At 58.5% G+C, this 22,696-nt stretch carries 13 protein-coding genes; 7 read left to right on the top strand and 6 right to left on the bottom strand.

Features of this window, described 5'->3' with window-relative positions:
• Positions 1-183 precede the first annotated feature (183 nt).
• Positions 184-2,148 carry an ATP-dependent DNA helicase gene (locus tag PYTT_RS06640; RefSeq protein WP_067773468.1) on the bottom strand — a complete coding sequence of 655 codons (1,965 nt, stop codon included), beginning with the start codon at positions 2,146-2,148 and terminating at the stop codon, positions 184-186.
• Positions 2,149-2,150: 2 nt separating this feature from the next.
• Positions 2,151-2,960, bottom strand: a complete 810-nt coding sequence (locus PYTT_RS06635; protein ID WP_141675727.1) for a hypothetical protein — start codon at positions 2,958-2,960, stop codon at positions 2,151-2,153.
• 395 nt (positions 2,961-3,355) lie between these two features.
• Here PYTT_RS06635 and PYTT_RS06630 point away from each other — a divergent pair, with 395 nt between their 5' ends.
• Positions 3,356-4,186 (top strand): LamG-like jellyroll fold domain-containing protein, encoded by an 831-nt coding sequence (locus tag PYTT_RS06630; RefSeq protein ID WP_083076492.1) that lies wholly within the window; start codon positions 3,356-3,358, stop codon positions 4,184-4,186.
• Between the two features lie 864 nt (positions 4,187-5,050).
• On the opposite strand, the gene PYTT_RS06625 is transcribed toward PYTT_RS06630, so the two are convergent.
• From PYTT_RS06625 to PYTT_RS06610, 4 genes are all read right to left on the bottom strand, one after another.
• Positions 5,051-5,371: a hypothetical protein gene (locus PYTT_RS06625; protein WP_067773476.1), complete on the bottom strand. Its 321-nt coding sequence runs from the start codon at positions 5,369-5,371 to the stop codon at positions 5,051-5,053.
• A gap of 96 nt (positions 5,372-5,467) precedes the next feature.
• On the bottom strand, positions 5,468-9,034 hold the full coding sequence (gene nifJ / locus PYTT_RS06620) for a pyruvate:ferredoxin (flavodoxin) oxidoreductase (protein WP_067773479.1): 3,567 nt from the start codon (positions 9,032-9,034) through the stop codon (positions 5,468-5,470).
• Between the two features lie 269 nt (positions 9,035-9,303).
• Entirely contained in the window at positions 9,304-15,393 is a 6,090-nt protein-coding gene (locus tag PYTT_RS06615; protein WP_176712488.1) for an alpha-2-macroglobulin family protein, read from the bottom strand.
• A gap of 270 nt (positions 15,394-15,663) precedes the next feature.
• Positions 15,664-17,322: an MGH1-like glycoside hydrolase domain-containing protein gene (locus PYTT_RS06610; RefSeq protein WP_067773484.1), complete on the bottom strand. Its 1,659-nt coding sequence runs from the start codon at positions 17,320-17,322 to the stop codon at positions 15,664-15,666.
• Positions 17,323-17,993: 671 nt separating this feature from the next.
• On the opposite strand from PYTT_RS06610, the gene atpB reads away from it, so the two are divergent.
• Genes atpB through atpG form a run of 6 tightly spaced genes read left to right on the top strand, consistent with a single transcriptional unit; the run spans position 17,994 to position 22,677 of the window.
• Entirely contained in the window at positions 17,994-18,944 is a 951-nt protein-coding gene (atpB, locus tag PYTT_RS06605) for a F0F1 ATP synthase subunit A (RefSeq protein WP_071133346.1), read from the top strand.
• Positions 18,945-18,968: 24 nt separating this feature from the next.
• Positions 18,969-19,202 carry an ATP synthase subunit C-like protein gene (locus PYTT_RS06600; protein ID WP_067773490.1) on the top strand — a complete coding sequence of 78 codons (234 nt, stop codon included), beginning with the start codon at positions 18,969-18,971 and terminating at the stop codon, positions 19,200-19,202.
• Positions 19,203-19,250: 48 nt separating this feature from the next.
• Positions 19,251-19,781, top strand: coding sequence for a F0F1 ATP synthase subunit B (locus PYTT_RS06595; protein ID WP_067773493.1), 531 nt, complete (start codon positions 19,251-19,253; stop codon positions 19,779-19,781).
• 18 nt (positions 19,782-19,799) lie between these two features.
• Positions 19,800-20,195 carry a F0F1 ATP synthase subunit delta gene (locus PYTT_RS06590; RefSeq protein ID WP_067773496.1) on the top strand — a complete coding sequence of 132 codons (396 nt, stop codon included), beginning with the start codon at positions 19,800-19,802 and terminating at the stop codon, positions 20,193-20,195.
• A gap of 24 nt (positions 20,196-20,219) precedes the next feature.
• A complete protein-coding gene (atpA, locus tag PYTT_RS06585; RefSeq protein ID WP_067773499.1) occupies positions 20,220-21,782 on the top strand; it encodes a F0F1 ATP synthase subunit alpha in 1,563 nt (520 codons plus the stop codon).
• Positions 21,783-21,801: 19 nt separating this feature from the next.
• Positions 21,802-22,677 (top strand): ATP synthase F1 subunit gamma, encoded by an 876-nt coding sequence (gene atpG / locus PYTT_RS06580; protein WP_067773502.1) that lies wholly within the window; start codon positions 21,802-21,804, stop codon positions 22,675-22,677.
• Positions 22,678-22,696 lie beyond the last annotated feature (19 nt).

The raw sequence follows: 22,696 nt of genomic DNA, 5'->3' as shown, positions 1-22,696 counted from the left end.
GAATTTAAATTCATATCACTAACAGTAAATATATTCTTTAATCAAAGAAACAAAAAACTCTCATTTTCTGTCAGACATGGTCAGAGCCGACACAACAGGCCCGCTGCATTGAAAAACGGAACAACCCGCAAGATACAATTCATATTGCTTTAGCGCAAAACCGCAGGCAAACGGAAAGCCTCGTTACACGAACTCCCGATGGGCATCGGGCAGAGCCTGCATGAACCGCATGCCGTAAGGCTTGTTCGTCACCCGGGAATCGAGCAGCACCACCATGCCATGATCGTTCTTCGTCCGGATCAACCGGCCGATACCCTGCCGGAACTTTAAAATGGCTTCCGGAAGGCTGTATTCGAAAAACGGCCTGCCACCGCGGGCTTCGATCGCCTCGATCCTGGCCTCCGTCAGCGGATTGTTCGGCACCTCGAACGGAATACGCGTCACGATCACATTGGAAAGGGACTCGCCCGGCACATCCACCCCCGTCCAGAAACTATCCGTCCCGAACAGCACGCTATGCACATCCTGCCGGAACTGCGAAAGCATATGGCTGCGATCCATGCCGCTGCCCTGCACCAGCAACTCCCACCCGCGCTCCCGGCAAAAGGGGCGCACCTTCTCCGCCGTCTCGCGCATCAGCCTGTACCCCGTAAACAGCACGAACGCCCTGCCCTGCGACTCGTCCAGATAGCGCATGATCCACTGCGGCAGCTCCTCCGCAAAACGCGCATCGCGAGGATCCGGAATCGTCCGGGAAACGATAATGCGCATCTGCTCCTTGAAATTGAAAGGACTGCCGATCTGCACCGCGCGGGCGGACTCCGCCCCCACCCGGCCCGAGAAATACTGCATGCCCCGCTCCCCCGCACTCAGCGTCGCTGAAGTCAGAATCATGGGCCGCCCAGCCTCGAACAGCTTCTCCCGCAGCGTATCCGCCACATTGATCAACGCCGAACACAACGTCGTATGCACACCCTCCTGCCCCGCCGTCTCCGCCCAGTAAACGGAACCTTCACTCCCCACCGCCACGAGATCCTGCAACGCGCAGCGGTACTCGAACATCCGGTTGGAAAGATCCTTCCACTCGGCGCGCGTCACCTCATTCTCCTCGTCCCGCGCCATCTTGCCCAGCTCGGATTCCAGCACCAGCAAATGGGGGCTGAGAATATCCTCCGTCCATTCCCCCTGCCTCAACCGAACCGAACTCTTCTCGCCCAGCCCTGCATCGGCCCGCGCCTGCTCGAAAAACAGATCGCAGGCATCCTGCGCCTCGACGATCTGCTGCAGCAGCTCCGGCGTGGCGGACAGCCGCAGAGTCCCCTTCTTCGTGCGGGGATTGAACATCCGCAGCAAATCGTACTTGAGCGAACTCTCCGCCAAATGATTGCCCAGCTGGCGGGCGGCAATCGTCTCGATCGTGTGCGCTTCGTCCAGAATCACGAAATCACCGGGGAAAATGAAACCGTCCGGCGCCTCCGCATCCTCATCCCGCGTCTCCTGCGCCAATGCCAGCAGACCGAAAAAAAGCGTATGGTTCAGCACCACTACCTGCGCCTCCTGCACCCGCTTGCGCGCCGCCTGGAAAGGGCAATCCGGCCCGCAATTCCGCAGTGTGCAGACATGCGGCTCGCTGCACACCTGCGCCCACACCTTCGGCGACACGCGGAAAGGCACATCGCTGATCGTCCCGTCCGTCGTCACCCGCGCCCAGTCTTGCAGCTGGGCCAGCTCTCGCGCCTCAAACTGCCCGAACAAATCTCCGGACTGCTCCAGCGCGCGCTTCAGGCGCGTACGGCACAGGTAATTGCCCCGCCCCTTCAACAGCGCGGCGGAAAACTCGCAGCGCAACGCCTTCCGCACATTCGGAATATCCTTGTTGAACAACTGCTCCTGCAGATTAATCGTATGCGTCGAAATCACCGCCTTGCGGCCACGCTCCAGCGCGAACCGCACCGCAGGCACAAGGTACGCGAACGACTTGCCGACCCCGGTACCGGCCTCGACAAGCAGGGGGGACTCCGTCTCCAAAGCCTCCGCCACGGCAACGGCCATCTGCTGCTGCTGCGGGCGGAACTCGAAATCCTTCGCCCGCGCAAACACGCCCGACTCCGAAAAGTCCAGCGCCGTCTGTTCTGCCAGTCCCGCCATGTTCAACGAGCAGGCAGCGGACGGACGCTGGTCGAAGGAAGACGGACTCCCAGCGGAAGATCGGGGAAGAAGGAGCGCAGCACCTTCACATCCGTCGAAGCATCGAGGAAAAACCACTTATTCAGGCGAGCCTTGGCGCTCTCGTTCGCCGTCCGCTCATCGCGGATCGCAAAAAGATAACTCTTCTTCTCCATGCGCGTCCGGTTCCCGTCCACATCCGGCGCGGAATACACGATTGTCGTCGGCAGCACCACGATACGCGATTGCGCCTTGCCCTCCTCCACGCGGGATTCATCCACGCCTTCGCGGGCCAAATCGTCCTTGCGGTTCGACACCCCGCCGCCAATCACGCTCGGAGCCACCACGAGATACTCGGAAAAGGGAGCACTCACCTGGAACGACTCCACCGTCATCCCCTGCTTCTTCAGCTTCTCGCCAATCTGGCGGTACTGGGCTTCGAGCGCCTTATCGTTCTCCGCCATATTGGCCAGCTCCTGCTTGCGGTATTTCTCCCAGGCGGCCTTCGTCGTCTGGCGGTCATCCATCATCGTGCGGCGGATCTGGCTCTGCCGCTCGACGGCGCGTGCACGCTCCACGGAATCCGGGTACTTGATCTGCATCGCCAGCTCGTCGGCCAGCATACGCTTCACCGGAGGATACATCTTGGCAACCATCCAGCTCATATCGCCCGTGCGTACGGCGCCCGTCAGCTCGCGTGCGGCCTGCCACGCTTCCTGAGAGGCAGGAGACACCTGCTGGGCATGCGCCACGCAGCAGCACGCCGCCGACAAGATAAAAACACAAGGCTTCATGAAAGAATTGTAACGTGACGCCCCTGCAGCGTCCAGCTCAAAATAAGCCTTATGCCGCATCGGCCGCCGCCGGCGCGCCGCCAGACGCCAAACCGCGCCGCATCGCCATCCGAATGGCACAACAGGCCGCCTTCACCTCCATATATTCCAATTGCAACATATTTACAAAGAAAAGACTGCTGATTTGAAATCCGCATTCTCTTCATACCCGGACAAGGCATTCATACAGATACTCTACGGCATTTTCATCAAAATGCCCAAATCCTCATTCTTCCATTTTAATAAATATATAAAACTTTCATAATGAGCAATATAAAACTATTACATTGACAACGGATTTCAAATCTGGCATCCTACGGATGTCTCCTGCATAGACATCATCCGATTTCACCATCATGCGTAAAACATTATCTCTCTTACTATTGACACTCGGTTGCCAGCTTGCCGCACAAGCAGCTACTTCCATCACGGCCAAAGAAGGCTCCCTGCAGGCAGGCCTTGCCTTCTACTGGGATTTCGATAACGGTTCCACCGATTACAAATCCGCCACCGGTATGACCATGGGCATCCCAACAGGTATTCAAGCAGTCAATCAACATGCAACCGGAGGCATTCGCAACAGCGGTTACATCTCCTCCTTCAACGATCCGGCACGCATCGACTTCTACAGCGGCCTCGGCGGCTCGAACATCAAGGCCAATGCCTTCACGATGAGCCTCAAAATCTCGGGTCTGACGGCCGATTACCGCAGCATGCTCTGCTTCACGCTGGGTGGGCAGTCATTCAACCTGCAAACCTCGAATCCCGGAGACGGCAACCAGATCGCCCTTTACGGTTCGGGCGGAGGCGCTCCGACCTTGCTGACCGGCAGCAATACGAACAACCTCCTGAAAGGTTCCGAATGGGCCAATGTCGTCCTCACTTCCGACGGTACCAACCTGACGATGTATGTCAACAACCTGAAGGTTGCCACTGCCTATGCTCCCGATGCGTCCACCACACTGTCGAACGTCCAGCTTTCGAGCATGTGGGGTGACAGCGGCCGTGCCGCCAATGCCAACTACGACGATTTCGCCATCTGGAACCGCGCTCTGAACGACAAGGAAATTCAGCACCTGACATCCGGCGGCACCGCCGGCGACCTCATCCCCGAACCGGCTACAGCCACGCTGAGCCTGCTCGGCCTCGCATCCCTGATGATGCGCCGTCGCCGCCGCGCCGCCTAAGGCATTTTCATCCGGCTTTTTTCCAATCCCCTCATCACTCCGGTGATGAGGGGATTTTGTTTCGGCGGCGAACGGCAAGCAATGCTCCAACTGATTAACAATCCGCTGTCAATATATATTATATAAGTCTTCTAAAATAATATATTCATAGAAAACAGAACAGTTCGCATAATGAATTTGTTACTTGTTTGACGTTCAACTTTCAATTGATTATACATTTCATTTATCAGCGGATTGTTAATCCTGTACTCTCCCGCCGGATATTTCATCTGTAAAACTTACACTCAACATCAAAACAGGGATTTCCATTCTCAACGAATCCCGTTTTATTGATTCTCCTTCCATTTACCTGAACAGGCCTCTGCCGCATTTTGCGGCAGAGGCCTATGTTCTACCGCCTGCCTACTTCTGCTGCACAGGCACGCCATGTTGATACCGGTTCCAACGGCGGCTATTCCCATTCCCCGCAGCAATGCACCTCACGAAAATCTGCTGATACGCAAGTGCATTGCATATCCTTACCGTACAATAAAGAAGCCACGGAATCGCTTCCGTGGCTTCTTCAACTTACTACCTATGAAACTCAGCTCTTCCTGTTGTTTAAGCCCCATGCTCTCTCCTTCATGGAACTTCGGAATGAACTGATAAGGATAAGACGCATCATAGGCCGGTTTCGTTCAAAACATTCAAAACAAATTTCATTATTATTTATTTTCACTGACGATCAATCTGTTGCAAGATTGACTCCATACTCCGTCCAATTCATATTTTCGTGAACCCGGAGTTCGAAGCACTCGCAGAAGGCACAAAAAAGCCCCGGCATTCCATCCGGGGCTCCGCATTTCCCTTTCTTTCCGTCCTCACTCAGGAAAAGTAACGGTCGTTGGGGTCCTTCCACTGGGCATCATAGCCCTTGGCATAGGTAAAGAGATGCTTGTGGATGTACTCGAAGTACTGCTCCTTCTGCTCCGCATTCAGCTTGTTCCAGATGCAGACGTTCAGCGCGCGGCCGACCTTCTGCATGAGTTTCAGCGTGAGCTGGCGGCCCTGGCGGGCTTTCTGCACCTGCTTGTGGGTGAGTTGCTCGGTGGAGGTGTCCACGAGGTCGTGGTTGGAGATGCCCCAGCGCGCCATGATGGCGTCGATGGGCTGGGGACCGTGATTGCGTTCGTTTTCTTCGTTCATGGTGCTTGTTCGTCTTTAATAGTCGGGGAAAGGGGGTGGAGGCAAAAAGCCCACCTCCCTCGAGGGGAGGCGGGCCTGTGAAGAGTCCTGCTCGTTTTACGCCTGTTCTTCCGGGAGGGAGTAATCCATCTTGGAAAGGGCGTCGTAGAAGCGCCAGCGGCGGGAGATATCCGCCTTTTCGAGGTCGATCAGGCGATCGAAGTCGATCTTGTTGGTCTTGGCGAGGAGCCTGAAGCGGTTTTCGCTGAGGAGGGCTTCGCGCACATCGCCCTTCGGCGCCTTGCTGTCGAGGATGAGCGGGTTCTTGCCTTGGGCGGCGAGATCCGGGTTGTAGCGGTACAGGAGAATGCGGCCGCAATCGGCGGCGATCTTCTGCTGCTGCAAGCCCTTGGCCATGTCGATACCGTGAGCGATACAGTGCGAGTAGGCGATGATGAGAGCCGGGCCGTCATAGGCTTCAGCTTCGACGAATGCCTTGAGAGTGTGTTCGTCCTTCGCGCCGAGGGCGACGGAGGCGACATACACGTTGCCGTAGGTCATGGCCATGAGGCCAAGGTCCTTCTTGACGACGTCCTTGCCGCCCGTAGCGAACTTCGCCACGGCTGCACGCGGGGTGGATTTGGAGCACTGGCCGCCGGTGTTGGAGTACACTTCGGTATCCATGACGAGGACCTTGACGTTCTTGCCGCTGGCGAGAACATGGTCGAGACCGCCGTAACCGATGTCGTAGGCCCAGCCGTCGCCGCCGAGAATCCAGACGGATTTGCGGACGAGTTTGTCGGCCATGGCGAGGAGGCGGGAGCATTCCGGCTTGCCGGCGATGCGGCCCTTGAGTTCATCGACAAGGTCGCGCTGTTCCTGAATGTCGGCTTCCGATTTCTGCGGGTTGGCAAGGATCTTTTCGATCAGTTCTTCACCGACGGCAGCGGCATTTTCCTTGAGGAGTTCGATGGCGTAGTCGCGCTGCTTGTCGAGGGAGACGCGGAATCCGAGGCCGAATTCGGCGTTGTCTTCGAAGAGCGAGTTGCTCCATGCCGGGCCGCGGCCTGCATTGTCCTGGGACCACGGGGTGGTGGGCAGGTTGCCGCCGTAGATGGAGGAGCAGCCCGTCGCATTGGCGACGACGAGGCGGTTGCCGCAGAGCTGCGTGAGCATCTTGATGTACGGCGTTTCACCGCAGCCGGCGCAGGCGCCGGAGAATTCGAAGAGAGGCTGAAGCACCTGCATGGAACGGATGTTGTCCGTCTTGACGAGGGCACGATCCATATCCGGCAGTTTTTCGAAGAACTTCCAGTTTTCGGCTTCGACATCGTGGAATTTGGCGGCGGGCTCCATGTTCAGAGCCTTCTTGCCCGGTTCCGTCTTGCTCTTGGCGGGGCAGACGTCGGCGCAGAGGGTGCAGCCCGTGCAGTCGTCTGCAGAGACCTGGATGATGAACTTCTTGCCCTTCCAATCGGGATGACGGGCATCCGCGCTCTGGAAAGAAGAGGGTTCGCCTTCGAGATCCTGCGGTTCAACGGCCTTGGCACGGATGGCGGCATGCGGACAGACGGAGGTACACTTGCCGCACTGAATGCAGATGTCGGGTTCCCAGATGGGAAGATCGAGTGCAAGGTTGCGCTTTTCCCAGCGAGAAGAGGCAGACGGGAAGGTGCCGTCGCAGGGCATTTCGCCGACAGTGACGGAGTCGCCGTCGCCGGAGATGATCTTGCCGAGCACGTCGCGGATGAAGTCGGGAGCGCCTTCGGAGAGCACGGGCGGCAGCTCGTGGCCGTTGATCGGCTTGCCATCGGTTTCGACCGGGTGGAGATTGGCCAGAGTGGCTTCCACAGCAGCGATGTTCTTCTTGATGACTTCTTCACCCTTCTTGGCGTAGGTCTTCGCAATGGCTTTCTTGATGTATTCGATCGCGTCAACGGAAGGAATGACGTTCGACAGAGCGAAGAAGCAGGTCTGCATGATGGTGTTGATGCGGCCGCCCATGCCGGTCTGGCGTGCGACGGAGAAGGCATCAATGGTGTACACCTTGATATGCTTTTCCTGAATCTGCTTCTGCATGCGTGCCGGGAGGCTTTCCCACAGTTTGTCGGCAGGCATCGGGCTGTTGATGAGGAACGTGGCGCCGTCGGCGGCGTTTCTCAGGAAGTCGAAGGTGTCGAGCAGCGTGGGCTGATGCAGGGCGATGAAGTTCGCCGAGGTGATGAGATAGGTGGATTGAATCGGGCGCGGACCGAAGCGCAGGTGGGATACGGTGGTGGAGCCTGCTTTCTTGGAGTCGTACACGAAGTAGCCCTGAATGTTCAGGTCCGTGTGCTGGCCGATGATCTTGATGGAGTCCTTGTTGGCGCCGATGGTGCCGTCGGAGCCGAGGCCGTAGAACATGGCGCGGGTCACGTCGTCGGCTTCCGTCGAGAAGGAAGGATCGTAGTCGATGCTGGTGCCCAGCACGTCGTCGTTGATGCCGACGGTGAAGTGGTCCTTCGGTTCGTCAAGGGCGAGATTGTCGAATACGCCCTTGATCATGGCCGGGGTGAATTCCTTGGAGGAAAGGCCGTAGCGGCCTGCGACGACCTTCGGCAGAGCGAACGGAAGCGTGCCTGCGGCCTGCGCTTCGAAAAGGGCATGCACAACATCAAGGTAAAGCGGTTCGCCGGGGGAGCCGGGTTCCTTCGTGCGGTCGAGCACGGCGATCTTCTTGACGCTCTTCGGCAAGGCTGCCAGAAGTTCCGCCGCCGGGAAGGGGCGGTAAAGGTGGATCTTGATGACGCCCGTGTCGTTCGAACCGTCAGCATTGAGGGCATCGACGGTTTCCTTGGCGGCTTCGCAGCCGGAACCCATGAGGAGGATGACGCGCGTCGCAGTCGGGGAACCTGCATATTCGACGAGGCTGTACTGGCGGCCCGTCAGCTTGGCGAAGCGATCCATGGCTCCCTGCACGATGGCGGGAACGGCATTGTAGAATTTGTTGACGGTTTCGCGGCCCTGGAAGTAAACGTCGGGGTTCTGGGCCGTGCCGCGGATGATGGGGGCGTCCGGCGTAAGCGCGCGGTTGCGGAAGTCTTCGATCCATTCTTCCTTGATCATGCCGCGAAGCACGTCGTCGGAGATGTCGGCGATCTTGCCGACTTCATGCGAGGTACGGAAGCCGTCGAAGAAATGGATGAACGGAATATGGGATTCCAGCGTGGAGGCGTGGGAGATGGCGGCGAAGTCGGCTGCTTCCTGAGTGGAAGCGGAGCAGAGCATGGCCCAGCCGCAGGAGCGGGTGCTCATGACGTCGCTATGGTCGCCGAAGATGGACAGCGCCTGCGCGGCAAGGGAACGGGCCGCCACGTGGAACACGGTGGGGGTCAGCTCGCCTGCGATCTTGTACATGTTCGGAATCATCAGGAGAAGCCCCTGGGAAGCCGTGAAGGTGGTGGCGAGGGAACCGGTCTGCAAGGCACCGTGCACGGTACCGGCAGCGCCAGCTTCGCTTTGCAGTTCAACGATGGAAGGAACTGTATTCCAGATGTTCTTCCGGTCGATTGCCGCCCAGGATTCCGAAGATTCGCCCATGGGAGACGAGGGCGTAATAGGATAGATGGCAGCAACTTCCGAGTAACGGTAGGCTACGGAGGCGACAGCCTCATTCGCATCGATGGTGCTATATGTGGTGCTCATGCGTCGAGTATGTGAGATAAATAACGTATACGTTTCGAAGTGTATTTACTGATCTGATAGCGTCGAATTCCCCCTTCGGCTCTACCTCAATGTAACGGAGGTTATTCTAGCCGCCAAACCTGCCATTGGCAACCATAATCCGCGTTAACGCGGGAAAAATCCGAGGCATACCTCTTTCCAAAACTATCATCCAGAACGGGAAGGGATAAAATGCCCCGACCGCCTGCCTTCCGCTATACGGAATCCGGCAGGCGGCTCCGGGGCATACGTCACTTCTGCGGCACAGCGGGAAGGACGGTGATTTTCCGGTTCGGGCTGAGGCCGTACACCTGCGGTTCGTACATGAGTTCTGCCTTGGCGGGCGGCGCGGTCACCTCCCCGGCTTTCGTCACGCGGGCGAGGTAGCTCATGTTCAGCACACCGTTGCCGATCCAGAGGGAGGAGAACGAGGCCACGCGGTCCTTGTGGAATTCGCGATGGTCGAAAGCGCTGCTCATGGCGTAATCGTCGTCCGGCTCCACCATCCGCTGCGAGGTGATGGCAGGATTCACGGCTTCCATGCAGGACGGCAGGTAATCGACCAAGGCAAAGTATTCGTAATCGCTCAGGTCGAGCTTTTTGCCCGCCAGGGGGGATTTCGTGCAAGTCAGGGTGACGCGGACGACATCGCCCACGCGGAAATCATCGGTCGGTTTCCATTTGCCGCCGGCATCCTTTTTCTCATACACGCGGGTAATCAGCAGTCCGTTTTCGGTGACGCCGGGATAATCGGTCTTGCCGGGTTTCGCCTTCACCTCGATCGTCGCATAGACGGGCGATTCACTCTTGAGCTTCAGCACGGGAGCGGTATCCTTCAGCATGTTCGCGCCGCTGCCCGTCTTCCACGCATCGCCGGAGACGAGTACGCTCGCATTGCCGATTTTCTGCACGCGGCTGTTCCCCATGGCCGATATCTGCACATCGGCATCCTTGCCGCCGCCCTGCATGGCATCCAGATAGGCGGAGATGGCAAGGAGAGCCCACCCCGAGCCCCATGTGGTGTATTCACCACGGTCGCGGCAGGCATTGCTCCATTCCTGCCAGGCATCGCGGGCCTGCTCGGGATGCAGCTTGCACCGGATCATCAGGCGCAGGTTGCCTATCGTGCGGCGCGGCCTCCAGCCTTCGCCATCGGAAGCAGCAGGTTTCAGCAAGAACTCGATATCCTTGAGCGTCTGTGCGTCCCGGCTGCCGCTGTCGATGAGGGCCAGCGCCAGATACAGCTTGGGCAACGTATCGAGCTGCCCCATGTGGGCAAGCTGTCGGTTGATGAACGCCCTGTCCGCCTTCCCGGCTTTGGACATGACCCACGCACCGAGCGCGGCATCGCCGGGGCACTTCTCGATATTCATCTTCGAGAGGTAGGTACACAGACTGTCGATCGCCTTCTGCGGCACGGCGGCGCCTTGCTCGCGGCTCAGCAGGAGAATATAGCCCGCATAGGGCGTAGCCCATTCGCACGAATGGCCGTCCGCCACCCAGTAACTGAAGCCGCCGTCCAGATTCTGGCGGGAAAGGATCTTGTCCACCCCTTCCTGAAGCCGAGCCGCCACTTCCTTCTCATCCAGCTTTTCGTAAGCAGGGCTGTAGGGGCGCAGTTTTTTGGCGAGAATCCATGGCAGCGTCGTGGAAGCAGTCTGTTCGACGCAACCGTACGGATAGCGCAGCAGGTAGGCCAGGTTGCCCATGTAGAGGGAGATCGGAGAAGTGCTCAACGTCACGCCGATACTGCCGTCGCGGGAGTCCTGAAGCTGTTTCGACACAAGGCCGATCACATCGAGTTCCGGATTTTTCACATCCAGCACGGCATGATAGGTTTCTCCCAGCATCGGCGCAGGGAACAGGACGTCGAAAGTCTGCTCGACCCTGTCGCGCAGGTTCGAGGCAGGCAGCGGCGCACCGTCCGAGCCGACGGGGTCCAGAGAACCGCGCATGGTGAGCGGCCCGAGTTCCCTGTATTCCGTCATGAAATACAGCGTCGCCTGCCCATGGGCGGGAAGTTCGACCGTCTGGGCGGGAGCCTGGCCGAGAGCCACTTTCCACGTTCCGGCCTTGTCCGTCGTATTCACGACCGTGACGGGCAGGCTCAGGCGGTCGCCCGCGCTGGCGAAGACGGGCACGCCGGGCACCATCATCACGGGTTTGTTGACGGTGTAGTCGCCGGCCTTGGCTCCGAAGCGATCCTTGGCATCTGCAGCCACAGCGATCACGCGGTATTTCGTCAGCGTGTCCGGATTCTTCCATGCAGCCGTGAACCGCCCTTCGGCATCCGTATCGAGATGGGCCAGCCAGCAGGCCGTCGGGCGAAAATCCTTGCGTACATGGCCGTTCTCATCCAGCATCTGAGCCGCAAGATCGGCAGCACCGCCTTCCGCGTCGAAGGCGGAACCGCCGTCTCCGCCGATAAACGTCCCCTTGTTGCCGAAGGAGTCCCAGCTCCAGTCGCCCGGCACCAGAAGACCGGCATCCTTCAGGTTCATGGAGCCGACGCACAGAGGCCGCTCCGCCATGAAGAAGGCGAGAGGATCGGGGTTGTCGTACCCCGTGATGGAAAGCATGCCTTCATCGACGGCATACAGCGTGACTTCGGCACGCACGGGCGCACCGGAGGCATCCTTCACCGTACCGGAAAGGCTTTGCGCGCTGCCCGGCAGCACGGATTCCTCCGGCAGGTCGAACGCAATATCCAGCCTGTTGCCGACGGGTTCCACCCGGTACGACGCCGAACCGGAGACGACCGCCGGAAGCTTGTACTTGCGCTTGCTGCCATCCGCACCGCGCACCATCACCAGAGAGACGTACACATTCGGCGCATCGCCTTCCAGCACGGGTATTTCGATCACCGGATTATCCTTGCGGATTTCCTTCGTATAGCGGCGCAGGATTCCTTCGCGCTCCACGCAGACGAGGGCATTGCCTTCCAGACTCGTTTTGACGAGCAGGCGCGCCGTTTCGCCGGGTTTGTAAACACGCTTCTCCGGCTCGATGGAGATATTGTCGTTATCGCTCGCCTCCCATGAGGATTCCTCTTCCTCCTCGCGTCCGGCCACATTGAACGAACTGCGGGTCAGCACCGGACGGCCCGCTTCATCCGCAGCCTCCAGCTCGATCCAGTATTTGCCTTCCTGTCCGGGAATGAACTCGAAGGCGGCTCCGGCATTATCCCCCGGCTCCGAGGCCTTGGGATCGACCTCCATTTCAGACCTGAACACGACCTTGCGGTATTTATCGTTGCGCACGGTACTCCGGCCCGGTTCCACGCTCATCACCCCGGTGGCGAGCTGCGTGCCATACGCATCATCATTCGCCATATAACGCTGGGATTCATTGTACTCGCGGAAGATGGAGACCTTCACCTTCTCCGGCTTCTTCCACGGCTTGCCCTCCGTATCCACCAGCACCACGCGCATGGAGGCAGGCTCCTGCGCCCGGTAAATCGGCCGGTAATAGTCCGGCTCATGATAAAGTCCGATATAATAGGAAGCCGGATGCACCATCCTGTTGCAGCCACTGGCCAGATGCTCTTCCCGGCCGTTGGCGGTATCCGCCTGCAATATAAGCTCGACGGGCACGGGCTGCTCGATCGGCTTCAAATCCAGCGAGATACTCGCCTTGCCGTCCTTGCCGAGCGGAGTCTTCACTTCACGATCGTCCTTGTAGTCATAGAAATATCCGCTCTTGCTCTCTTCCCAATCCGGCTGCTGGGCAAAAACGAAGGAACCGTAATTTTCAGGATTGAAGCCGCCCCTCCGCGCGACAAGCGACCACTCCACGCTGCCGTCCGCTACGGGATACCCCGCATAGTCCTTCGTGGAAACCTCTCCCCGCACCGTCTTGGCCGCCACGGGTTCAACCTCACATGCCAGATTGGCCTTGAACGCATTTCTCCGGAATTCCTCGACGGGAATATTCACGCTGAATTCACGCTGCCGCGACTCCATATTCCCCTCTGCACGGCGTCCGGCAAACGGCGCCATATCCAGCGCATGGCCGCCCTTTCCGTCCGGGAAATAGAGAACGGCCTGAAACGCGCCCACCTCATCCTTGGGAAGCTTGAACGTCGCATCGAAAGTGCCGAAAGCCGACCATTCGACCGGCACGCTGGCGATTTCCTTACCCTCATCGCCGTATCTCCGATCCTTGAACAGCGTCAGCACAGCCTTTTCCGGCTTCATCACCACCACATCGTTGCCTTTGTGTCCGCGCACAATGCCCTTGATATGCACTTCGTCTCCCGGGCGGTACATCGACCTGTCCGTGAACAGCAGCGCGCGCCGCTGGTACTCGTACTTCCGTGCGGCAGCGCGGCTCATGCCGACAGAGGAATCGCCGGGATAATAATAACGGCCGTATCCGCCACCCTCACCGCGGGAAAAATCATCATCCGCATTGTCTCTTCGGCGAGCCTCCGCCAGGGCAAGATAACGATCGCCATCCTTCGAGACTGCCACCATATCCGCATTTTCGGGCAAGGGAAGAGTCGCCACGCCCTGCCCGTCCGTCACGGCCTCGGCCAGATTGGCGTTGCCCGCATTGCCGAGCACGACCTTCGCACCCTGCACCGGGGCGCCCGCCTTCAAAGAATAAACATAGCACAGCATCTGCTTGCCGTCCGTCCGGGACCACAGGCCCAAATCCGTGACCTGCAGCACGCCGAAAGCGTAATTTTCCGTCGTATCGCCGTATGTCGCAGCGTGCGGATCATACAGGGAGGAACCCGTATTCGGAGCATAGCCGAACCGCTTCACGCTACGCACCGCCATCGCCGTATCCTTGCCCCGCGCTTCGACCACGTACATGCCGGGCTTCGCCTTGCCTCCGAACAGATCGTCCAGATTGACAATTCTGCGTTGCGGAAACCATTGCATCGGATTTTCGGGAGCCTTCGGCTTCCATTCCAGCACTCCCTGAGAAGCCGCAGGCACTTCATCGAACTTCACCTCTCCGCACACCGTCCGGCGAGAGGAAAGCTTGCCGCCCAGCTCCCTGATCTGCTCCTCGCCCTCTTTCCGCTGCTGCGCCGTCAGATCCTGCCGTGCCAGCTGCTCATTCAGGTTCTGAATCTTTCGGGCAGTTTCAATCTGCTCTTCCTTGAGAGCTTCCTCCTTCTTGCGGGCATCCATCATGCGGCGGAACACGGCTGCCGCCTCATCGCCGGGAACCTCCTTCACCCGCAGGCGTACATCCTCGATATTCTGGGCCACCATTCCCATGGCATGCTCGCCATGAAGCAGGGAGACGGAATTATCCACATTCATCCCGAGATGGGGCGTAAAAGCCTTCACATCCACGGTTTTGCCCACCGTACCGAGCGAAACGAGGCCCGAAGCCGAATGCAGCCCCTTCTCCAGAGCCACGCGCAAGCGGAACGCCTCCGGCGCACGGACGCCGATCAGGAAATCGTATACCTGCTCCCTGTCTGCCGGCAGAGGCAGCAGGCTGAATACGGCCTTGCCGCCGCCGGGAAGCCCGGCCTGCAACGTACCGTCTTCCGCCGGAACGGCTCTCACGCCGTCGGCTTCCAGCACGAGCCCGTGCCGGAACAGCTCCGGCATATCCTTCTTCATGACAGGATAGCTCAGGCTGACGGACACGCCCTTCATCTGCAGGTCGGGATACTCCACAGAATCCACATCCAGCGCGCCGATATGGTACGACTCCGAATCGGCGGCCAAAGGATATTTCGCTCCGGGCTTCACCGACCAACCGAACCAACCACCCCGATCGGCAGGCAACGGCACGGAAGGCACGACGCGCACGACACCTTTCACCACGGCGTCGGCCGGCATCCTGTTCAGCATAATCCCCTTCTTCTCCAGCTCCTTCCGCACCTTCTCCGGCATCGGGTCGGCAGCTTTCACCGGGTGAACCTCACCGGGCACATTCCCATACTTGAAAACGATCGGAGCATCCGCCGTCAGCATCCGCCCTTCATGCGTCCATGCATACGAGTTCCCATCATCATAATCATAGCGGTTGAAGCGCCCTCCAAACACCCACATTTCTCCGGCAGGTTCGTCACTCTCCCGCCATGCGGCCAGCTGCACGGGAGGCGATTGCACCTTGAACTCCCTTTCCTCCACGGGCCGGCCGCTCAAATACTTGATGTCCGAACCGAAAGATACCGTATAGGGTGCGCTGGCCCGCACATCATCGGGCCATTTGATCCACAGGCTGTTCTGCGATACCCACGACAGGCAGCCCTCCGGAAGGCCCGGAGATACGGAAACCCCGCTCATGTTACCCTTACCGGCATCGCCGGATGCCCTTGCTGTCTCGCTTTTTTCGCGCACGGGTTCCGGGAAAACAAAACCTGTCATGCCGTGCTGCCACGAGGTCTCCACACGCACTTTCTCCGCAGCGTGGGCAGAAACAAAAAACATTGAAAGCAGACATGTTGCGCATGCCTGCGAAAGGATATGGGGGAACATACCTGCATTGTATACCCCGCCCAAATGAAGTCAAGGGGCAAAAGCAAGGATCATGCCCCCAAGACAGAAAAAACGAATCATACGGACCGGAAAACGGCCGCACCCATCCGCACGAGGCAGACAAATGCGGCAGACTCCTCCGGACTCCTGAGCCGAATCCTATTTGATCTTCGACGGTTTGACCATCTGGCTCCCCGGAACAATGTCGAAGGATTCACCATTGATCACCAGCGTGTACGGCTTATCGGACTTCACATCGACTGCCTTTTTGGCGCTATCGTAGACCACATCCGTCGTGATCCCGGCAAACTTCAGGCGTTTGAGGCCATGAGTACCGTTCTTGCCCTTCAAAGTCCATTCGATCCTCTTTTTCAATCCGTTGATTTGATGAAAGCCCATCACGTTCTCAATGAACATGGAAATGGGGCCCAGAGCCGACCACCCGCAGAAATCCGGGCGCGCCGTCCTGCCATGCTCCGTGGCCGGGCGATCCTGCGACGGGCTATAGCATTCCCAAATGGTATGCTTGCCGTCGAAGCCTTGCATATAAACCGCCAGTATCTGCCGGAGAAGGTTTTCCGACAATTCGTCGGCCAATTCGTCATATCCGTATTTTTCCAGGGCCTTGGTCGTCATATAGGCCAGAGGCAGCCAGATGCCGCCGCGCCAGTAATCCCCCGTTTCATTATTGTACAGGGGATGCTTGCGAGAAAGCGAGAGATAGGGGTATTTGCCGCCCAGCTCGCTGAAACCCGAGGAATCCGTCTGCAGGTATGCGACCATCCGGGCCGCCTGCTTGGGCGAGGGGATTTCCGCCATCATCACCCAGTAGGAAGAGCATGTCTTCACCTTGGAGAAGGTGCCCGACTTGCGCGACAGGTCATAGTAGAATCCATCCTCCTCATCCCAGTAATACTTGTTGACGATATCCTTCAGCCCATTGTAGGTTTGCATCCACTGCTTCTGCTTCTCCGTATTGCCGCGGCTCTCATGAATGCGGGCGATGCAGAGTGCGGAAAGCGCCTGCTGGGCGATCGCATCCACCCAGACTATATCCTTATCCCTGTCCGAAACCGGGTTGCGCGGCGTATTATCCATTCCGGATGCACCCCGGGACCACGTGAACCCGATGAAAGGATCCTTCTCATCATAACCGGCCTCGTCTTCGGCAATGAATTTGCCGGAAGGGCTCCGGCGCACCACACCTCTGAAGATGGTCTGCGGACTGGCATATTTTTGCCCGCTGCCCTTTTTCACGTTCTGGAAAAAATCGAAATGCTTCTCCAGGAAATTCTCCTTGTCCATCACCTGCTCCATGCGTTTCTCATCCGCAGTCATCATGTAGTTATCATACTCCGCCCATGCAAGAATGGGCGGATTGTCGCGCAGGTGGATCTTCAGCCCCGTCTCCACCTGCTTGTGGATGGGATAATAGATATTGTCCAGCGTCTGCAAACCCGGAAAAGCGGAAGGAGCATAACGCGAATACAGCACCATGAACGCAGAATCCCATATCCATATCTGGTCGTTATAGACATTTTCGTCCAAATAGGGCGTAGCGGGCAATCCGGGCTTCAGGAATTCCCCGGTACGGGTACGCGATGCGGTGATCTTCCATGCCACCTGATACAATTTGGTCAGATTCCGGTCGGGATGGACCACTTCAGGTACTGCGCCCTGCCAGTCCACATTGGCTGCATCGCGATTGACGGAAGAGGGAGTCCAGTCGGGAAACGGCGCATCCTGCGTCTGAGCGTGCGTATTGGCCGCCATCAGAGACACGGCGGGAAGGAGTATTCTTTGCAAGATGGAGTACATTGTTCGGATCGTCTTGATTGATTCATGGACAGAAAAACACCCGGCCCGACGCCTCTTGCGCGATACCGGACGAGAATTTCGCGTTCACCAACGGAAGAAATGCGGCAAGGCAATCCGCTCGGATCATGCTTTCGAGCGGGAGCCCGGCATCCTTCCAATAGAAAAACAACACATTACTAATTGATTATTTTCCCCGGAAGTCAAGATTTTTTTCCAAATACACCATATCCGGCACGGCGGCACCTTATCCGGAAAACAAACAGCAATCCATTCAACATGAAATATATGATAATGATATATGTTTATTCGACAACATTTCATGCGCGAAAGAGGCCATAACAAGCGTCGTCCATGCGCACCATACGCCAACGAATCACCTCACCTCCGCGCAATGCCAAATAAACTTTCATCGCAAGCAAATAGTTAAGATATTAAACAATTATACATTCTTAAAAATTATTCGGCCGCGTTTTTTGCTTGCCTCCCCCCCTCGCCGAATGATACTGTATCCACGTTCCTCACTGGGAATCGGTTCTCGTTTTTCCTTGAGGAAGAAACAGCGTTTCTTCAGGCAGTTTGCCAGCCCGGCACCCCCACAGGCAGACGGCAGAGCACGGCTCCTTGAAGATCCAGCATCACAAGCAAGCGCCAAAGCCGCCCTGCTCAGCATCATGTCCGCAACAAAAAACAGGTTTTTCCAGATTTTGACGATTCTCTTCCTTTGCTTGGGAGGGCTGGCACAAGCGGAAGAATATGCGGAAGGCGGCCTGGACATGAAGGCGCCCCATCTCTTCGACATCCCCCTGCCGGGCGGATACTCCCTGCCGTTCTCCAACTCGATGTTCATGCTGCTGCTCGCCGTCATCGTGCTGGCCGCACTGGTCAAACTCGCGACGCGCAAAATGAGCCTCATCCCCGGCAAAGCCCAGAACTTCGTGGAAATGTGCTACGAAATGCTCTACAATCTGCTTGAATCCATCATCGGACGCAGAATGGCGGACAAATACTTCTGGTACTTCGGCACCACGTTCACCCTCATCATCCTGAGCAATTACATGGGGCTCATCCCGGGTGTGGGCGTCATCACCTACGAAGGCACCCCCCTCCTCCGAGGCGCCAATGCGGACATGAACGTCACCATGTTCCTCGGCTTCTTCTTCGCGGCCCTCTGGCTCGTCTGGAGCATCCGCGAACAGGGCCTCAAGCACTTCCTGCTCCACATCTTCGGCCCGAAGGGCAATCTCACCGGCTTCATCGGCATCGTCATCCTGCCCCTCTTCCTCTTCATCGGCGTGATCGAATGCGTCAGCATCGCCATCCGCCCCATCGCGCTGGGCGCACGTCTCTACGGCAACATCTACGCCGGGGAATCCATCATCGAAACCATGGCGCACGTCGCAACCCCCTGGCTCTCATGGCTTGCCGTCCTGCCCTTCCTCCTCATGGAGCTGTTGATCGGCTTCATTCAAGCCCTCGTCTTCTTCCTGCTCACCGCCATCTTCCTCAAAATGCAGGTCGGCGAAGACACGGAACACCATGCCGACGAAAAACACGGCGAAAAAGATCTTCCCGCACCGGACCATGGGCAAACCGTGGGGGCGCGGAACGAACACAACCAATAACAACCACACCAGAACAGACACATTATGTTGGACTTCACCATGCTCGCCACCACAGCGGACCTCATTGCGGAACTTACGGGCAATGTAGGCTTCGGCCTCTCGGCCATCGGCGCCGGCCTCGGCATCGGACTCATCGGCATGAAAGCCGTCGAAGCGACGGGGCGCAACCCCTCGGCTTCCAATGCCATTCTCGTGACGTCCATCGTCCTCGCCGCCCTCATCGAAGGTGTCGCCCTCATCACGATCTTCGTCCAGTAATCTCCAGCCGCCGCTCCCCGCAGGCGGCGGCAGACCACCCCTCAGGTTATGCACTCCCTTTTCCTTGCAGCAGCCGGACAGAGCTGGAACCCCTTCGCCCAGTTCGGCGTCACGAGCTGGGAGCCGTTCGTGGCCAACCTGCTCGCCTTCCTGGCCGCAGTAGCCATCCTGCGCATCTTCGCCTTCAAGCCCATCCAGAAAATCATCGAAGAACGCCGCAAGCGCATCGCCGAAGGGGAGGAAATGCACGCACGCAGCCAGCAGGAACTCTCCGAAGTCAGGCAGCAAGGGGAAGAAATCATCTCCGAAGCACGGGAAGAAGGCCGCAAAAGCATCGAATGGGCCAAACAATCCGCTGAAAAGCTGCTGGACGATAAAACGGCCGACGCCGCACGCACCGCACACGATATCATCGACAAATCCCGCAAGGCGGCAGCGCTGGAAGCGAAACAGGAACAGGAATCTCTCCGGGCAGAGTTCTCCCGCCTCGTCGCCATGGCCACTGCGCAGGTCGCAGGCAAGGTTCTCACGGAGGAAGACCACCGACGCATCAACGAGGAAGCCATCAAGAACCTCTAATCGACTCCCGGCATTTCCATGAAGACCTCAAAGGATATACAGGCCCAGGCGCGGCGGCTCATGCGGCTCTGCCTCTCGCCCGAAGGCGCGCTCGATGAAAACATCGTGCGGCACATATCCGACAGGCTTCTGAAGGAAAAGCCCCGCAACTACCTGCCCCTGCTCCATGCCTTCTGCGACCTCGTCCGGCTGGCGGACAACAGGCGCACCGCAACCATCGAAAGCGCCGTGCCCCTCGTCGACGGCGAAAAAGAAGCCATCCGCCGCAAGCTCTCCGCCAAATACGGCCAGCATCTCCAATACGTCTGGAACGTCCGGCCCGGCCTGATCGCCGGCATGACGGTGCAGGTAGGCGACGACGTCGCCGACAACAGCATCCGCACGCGCATCAGCCAGATGTTCCCCACCCAATAATTCCTTTTCCACCACCAATCTTCCATGAGCAACATCGTTCAAGAACTCGAAGCCGAAATCAAGAAGGCGACCCATGCCACGCGCCATGAAAACGTGGGTACCATCCGCTCCGTCGGCGACGGCGTCGCCAAAATCGAAGGGTTGAGCAATGCCATGCTCAACGAAATGCTCGAATTCCCCGGCGGCGTGATGGGCCTCGCCATGAATCTTGAAGAAAACGAGGTCGGCGCCGTCATTCTCGGCGATTCCGCCAAACTCAAGGAAGGCGACACCGTACACTCCACCGGCCGCCTGCTCTCCGTACCCGTCGGCCCGGCCTTGCTAGGCCGCGTCGTCAACACCCTCGGCGAACCGATCGACGGAAAAGGCCCGATCGACGCCACGGAATACTACCCTGTCGAAAAAATCGCCTCCGGCATCATCACCCGACAGAGCGTCTCCGTCCCGTTGATGACGGGCATCCTGCCCATCGATGCGATGATCCCCATCGGCCGCGGACAGCGCGAACTCATCATCGGCGACCGCGCCACCGGCAAAACGGCCATCGCCATCGACACCATCATCGCACAGGCCAAGCAGAACAGGCAGGCAGCCGAAGGCAAGCTCCCTGGCCACAGCCCCGTGTACAGCATCTATGTGGCCATCGCCCAGAAGCGGGCGAACGTCAGCCGCCTGATCGCCAAGCTGGAAGAGGAAGATGCGATGAAGGATACCATCATCGTCGTCGCCTCCGCATCCGACGCCGCCGCCATGCAGTATCTGGCTCCCTATGCCGGCTGCGCCATGGGCGAATACTTCATGGACCAGGGCAAGGATGCCCTCATCGTCTTCGACGACCTTTCCAAGCATGCCGTCGCCTACCGCCAGGTATCCCTGATTCTCCGCCGCCCCTCCGGCCGCGAAGCCTACCCCGGCGACGTCTTCTACCTCCACAGCCGCCTGCTCGAACGCTCCGCCCGCATGAATGCGAACTACGGAGGCGGCTCGCTCACGGCTCTCCCCATCATCGAAACGCAGGCGGGCGACGTCTCCGCCTACATTCCGACGAACGTCATCTCCATCACGGACGGCCAGATCTTCCTCGACACCGACCTCTTCTACCAGGGCGTGCGCCCGGCCATCAACGTCGGTATCTCCGTCTCCCGCGTCGGCTCCTCGGCCCAGACGAAAATCGTCAAAAAACTCGCCGGCTCCGTCAAGCTCGACCTCGCCCAGTTCGAAGAACTCCAGGCCTTCGCCCAATTCGGCTCCGATCTCGATGCCAACACCCGCGGCAAGCTCGAACGCGGCCGCCGCATCGTCGAACTCTTCAAGCAGGGACAGTACGCCACCAAGAGCCTCGGACTCGAAGCCGTAAACCTCTATGCCATCCAGAAAGGCTACCTCGACGACGTACCCGTCAAAGCCATTCAGGAATGCCGCGCCGCCCTCGAAGACGACGCGCAGACCAACCATGCCGCCCTGCTCGAAGAAATCGCTGCCGTAAAAGAGCTGACCGAAGACATCGACGCCAAGCTCAAAGCCTTGATGGAAAACTTCAAGCGCGTCTGGCAGCCGTCCGTCACCTCCGACGACAGGATCGACTAATCACAGGAACCCCAGCATCATGGCAAGCCTTCGGGACATCAAGCGCCGCATCAAGTCGGTCAAAAACACATCGCAGATCACCAAGGCGATGCAGATGGTCGCATCCGCCAAGATGCACCGGGCACAGGAACAGGCTCTCCGAGGGCGCAACTACATCGGAGCCCTCGCCAACATCCTGGCCCACCTGAAAGAAGAAATCTCCCAGCTCGACAGCCCCCTGATGGTGCCCCGCGAAGAAGGCAAGGATCTTGTCCTCGTCGTCAACACCGACCGCGGCCTCTGCGGCGGCCTGAACACGAACCTCTTCCGCGAAGTGCGCGAGCAATGCCCCCACGATGCGGACTTCATCACCATCGGCGCAAAGCTCAACGTCCAGTTCGCCAAATACGGCATGAACCTCGTTGCTTCGTGGAGCCTCGCCGACCCGCTTGAGCTCATTCAGCTCCGCCCCATCGCCGCCTTCATCCGCAAGGGGTTCCTCGACGAAACGTACCGAACCGTGCGGATCGTCTATCCGCGCTTCGTCAACGTCATGGTACAGGCTCCGTCTGTCCGCAGCCTCCTCCCCATCCGGGAAGAAGAACTCCTCGAAGTGGCGCAGCAAAGCACTTCCAAGCTTGAAGAAGGCGAAGTCAGCGGCGACTTCATCCTTGAACCCGACGCCAAAACGGTACTCGCCCACATCCTGCCGCTCTACCTGTTCTACAACATGGTACAGCTCATCCTCGAAGCCCGCGCATCGGAACAATCCGCCCGCATGGTCGCCATGAAGGCCGCCACCGAAAACGCCAAAAACCTGATCGGCGACCTGACGCTCGACTACAACAAGGCCCGCCAGAACCAGATCACCAACGAACTTCTCGAAATAACCACGGCCATGCGCGCCATGGAATAACATCCCACCCACATCTCTT

The sequence above is a fragment of the Neoakkermansia glycaniphila genome, assembly GCF_900097105.1.
Lineage (GTDB): Bacteria > Verrucomicrobiota > Verrucomicrobiia > Verrucomicrobiales > Akkermansiaceae > Akkermansia > Akkermansia glycaniphila.
This window is presented reverse-complemented; position numbering and strand designations above follow the sequence as displayed.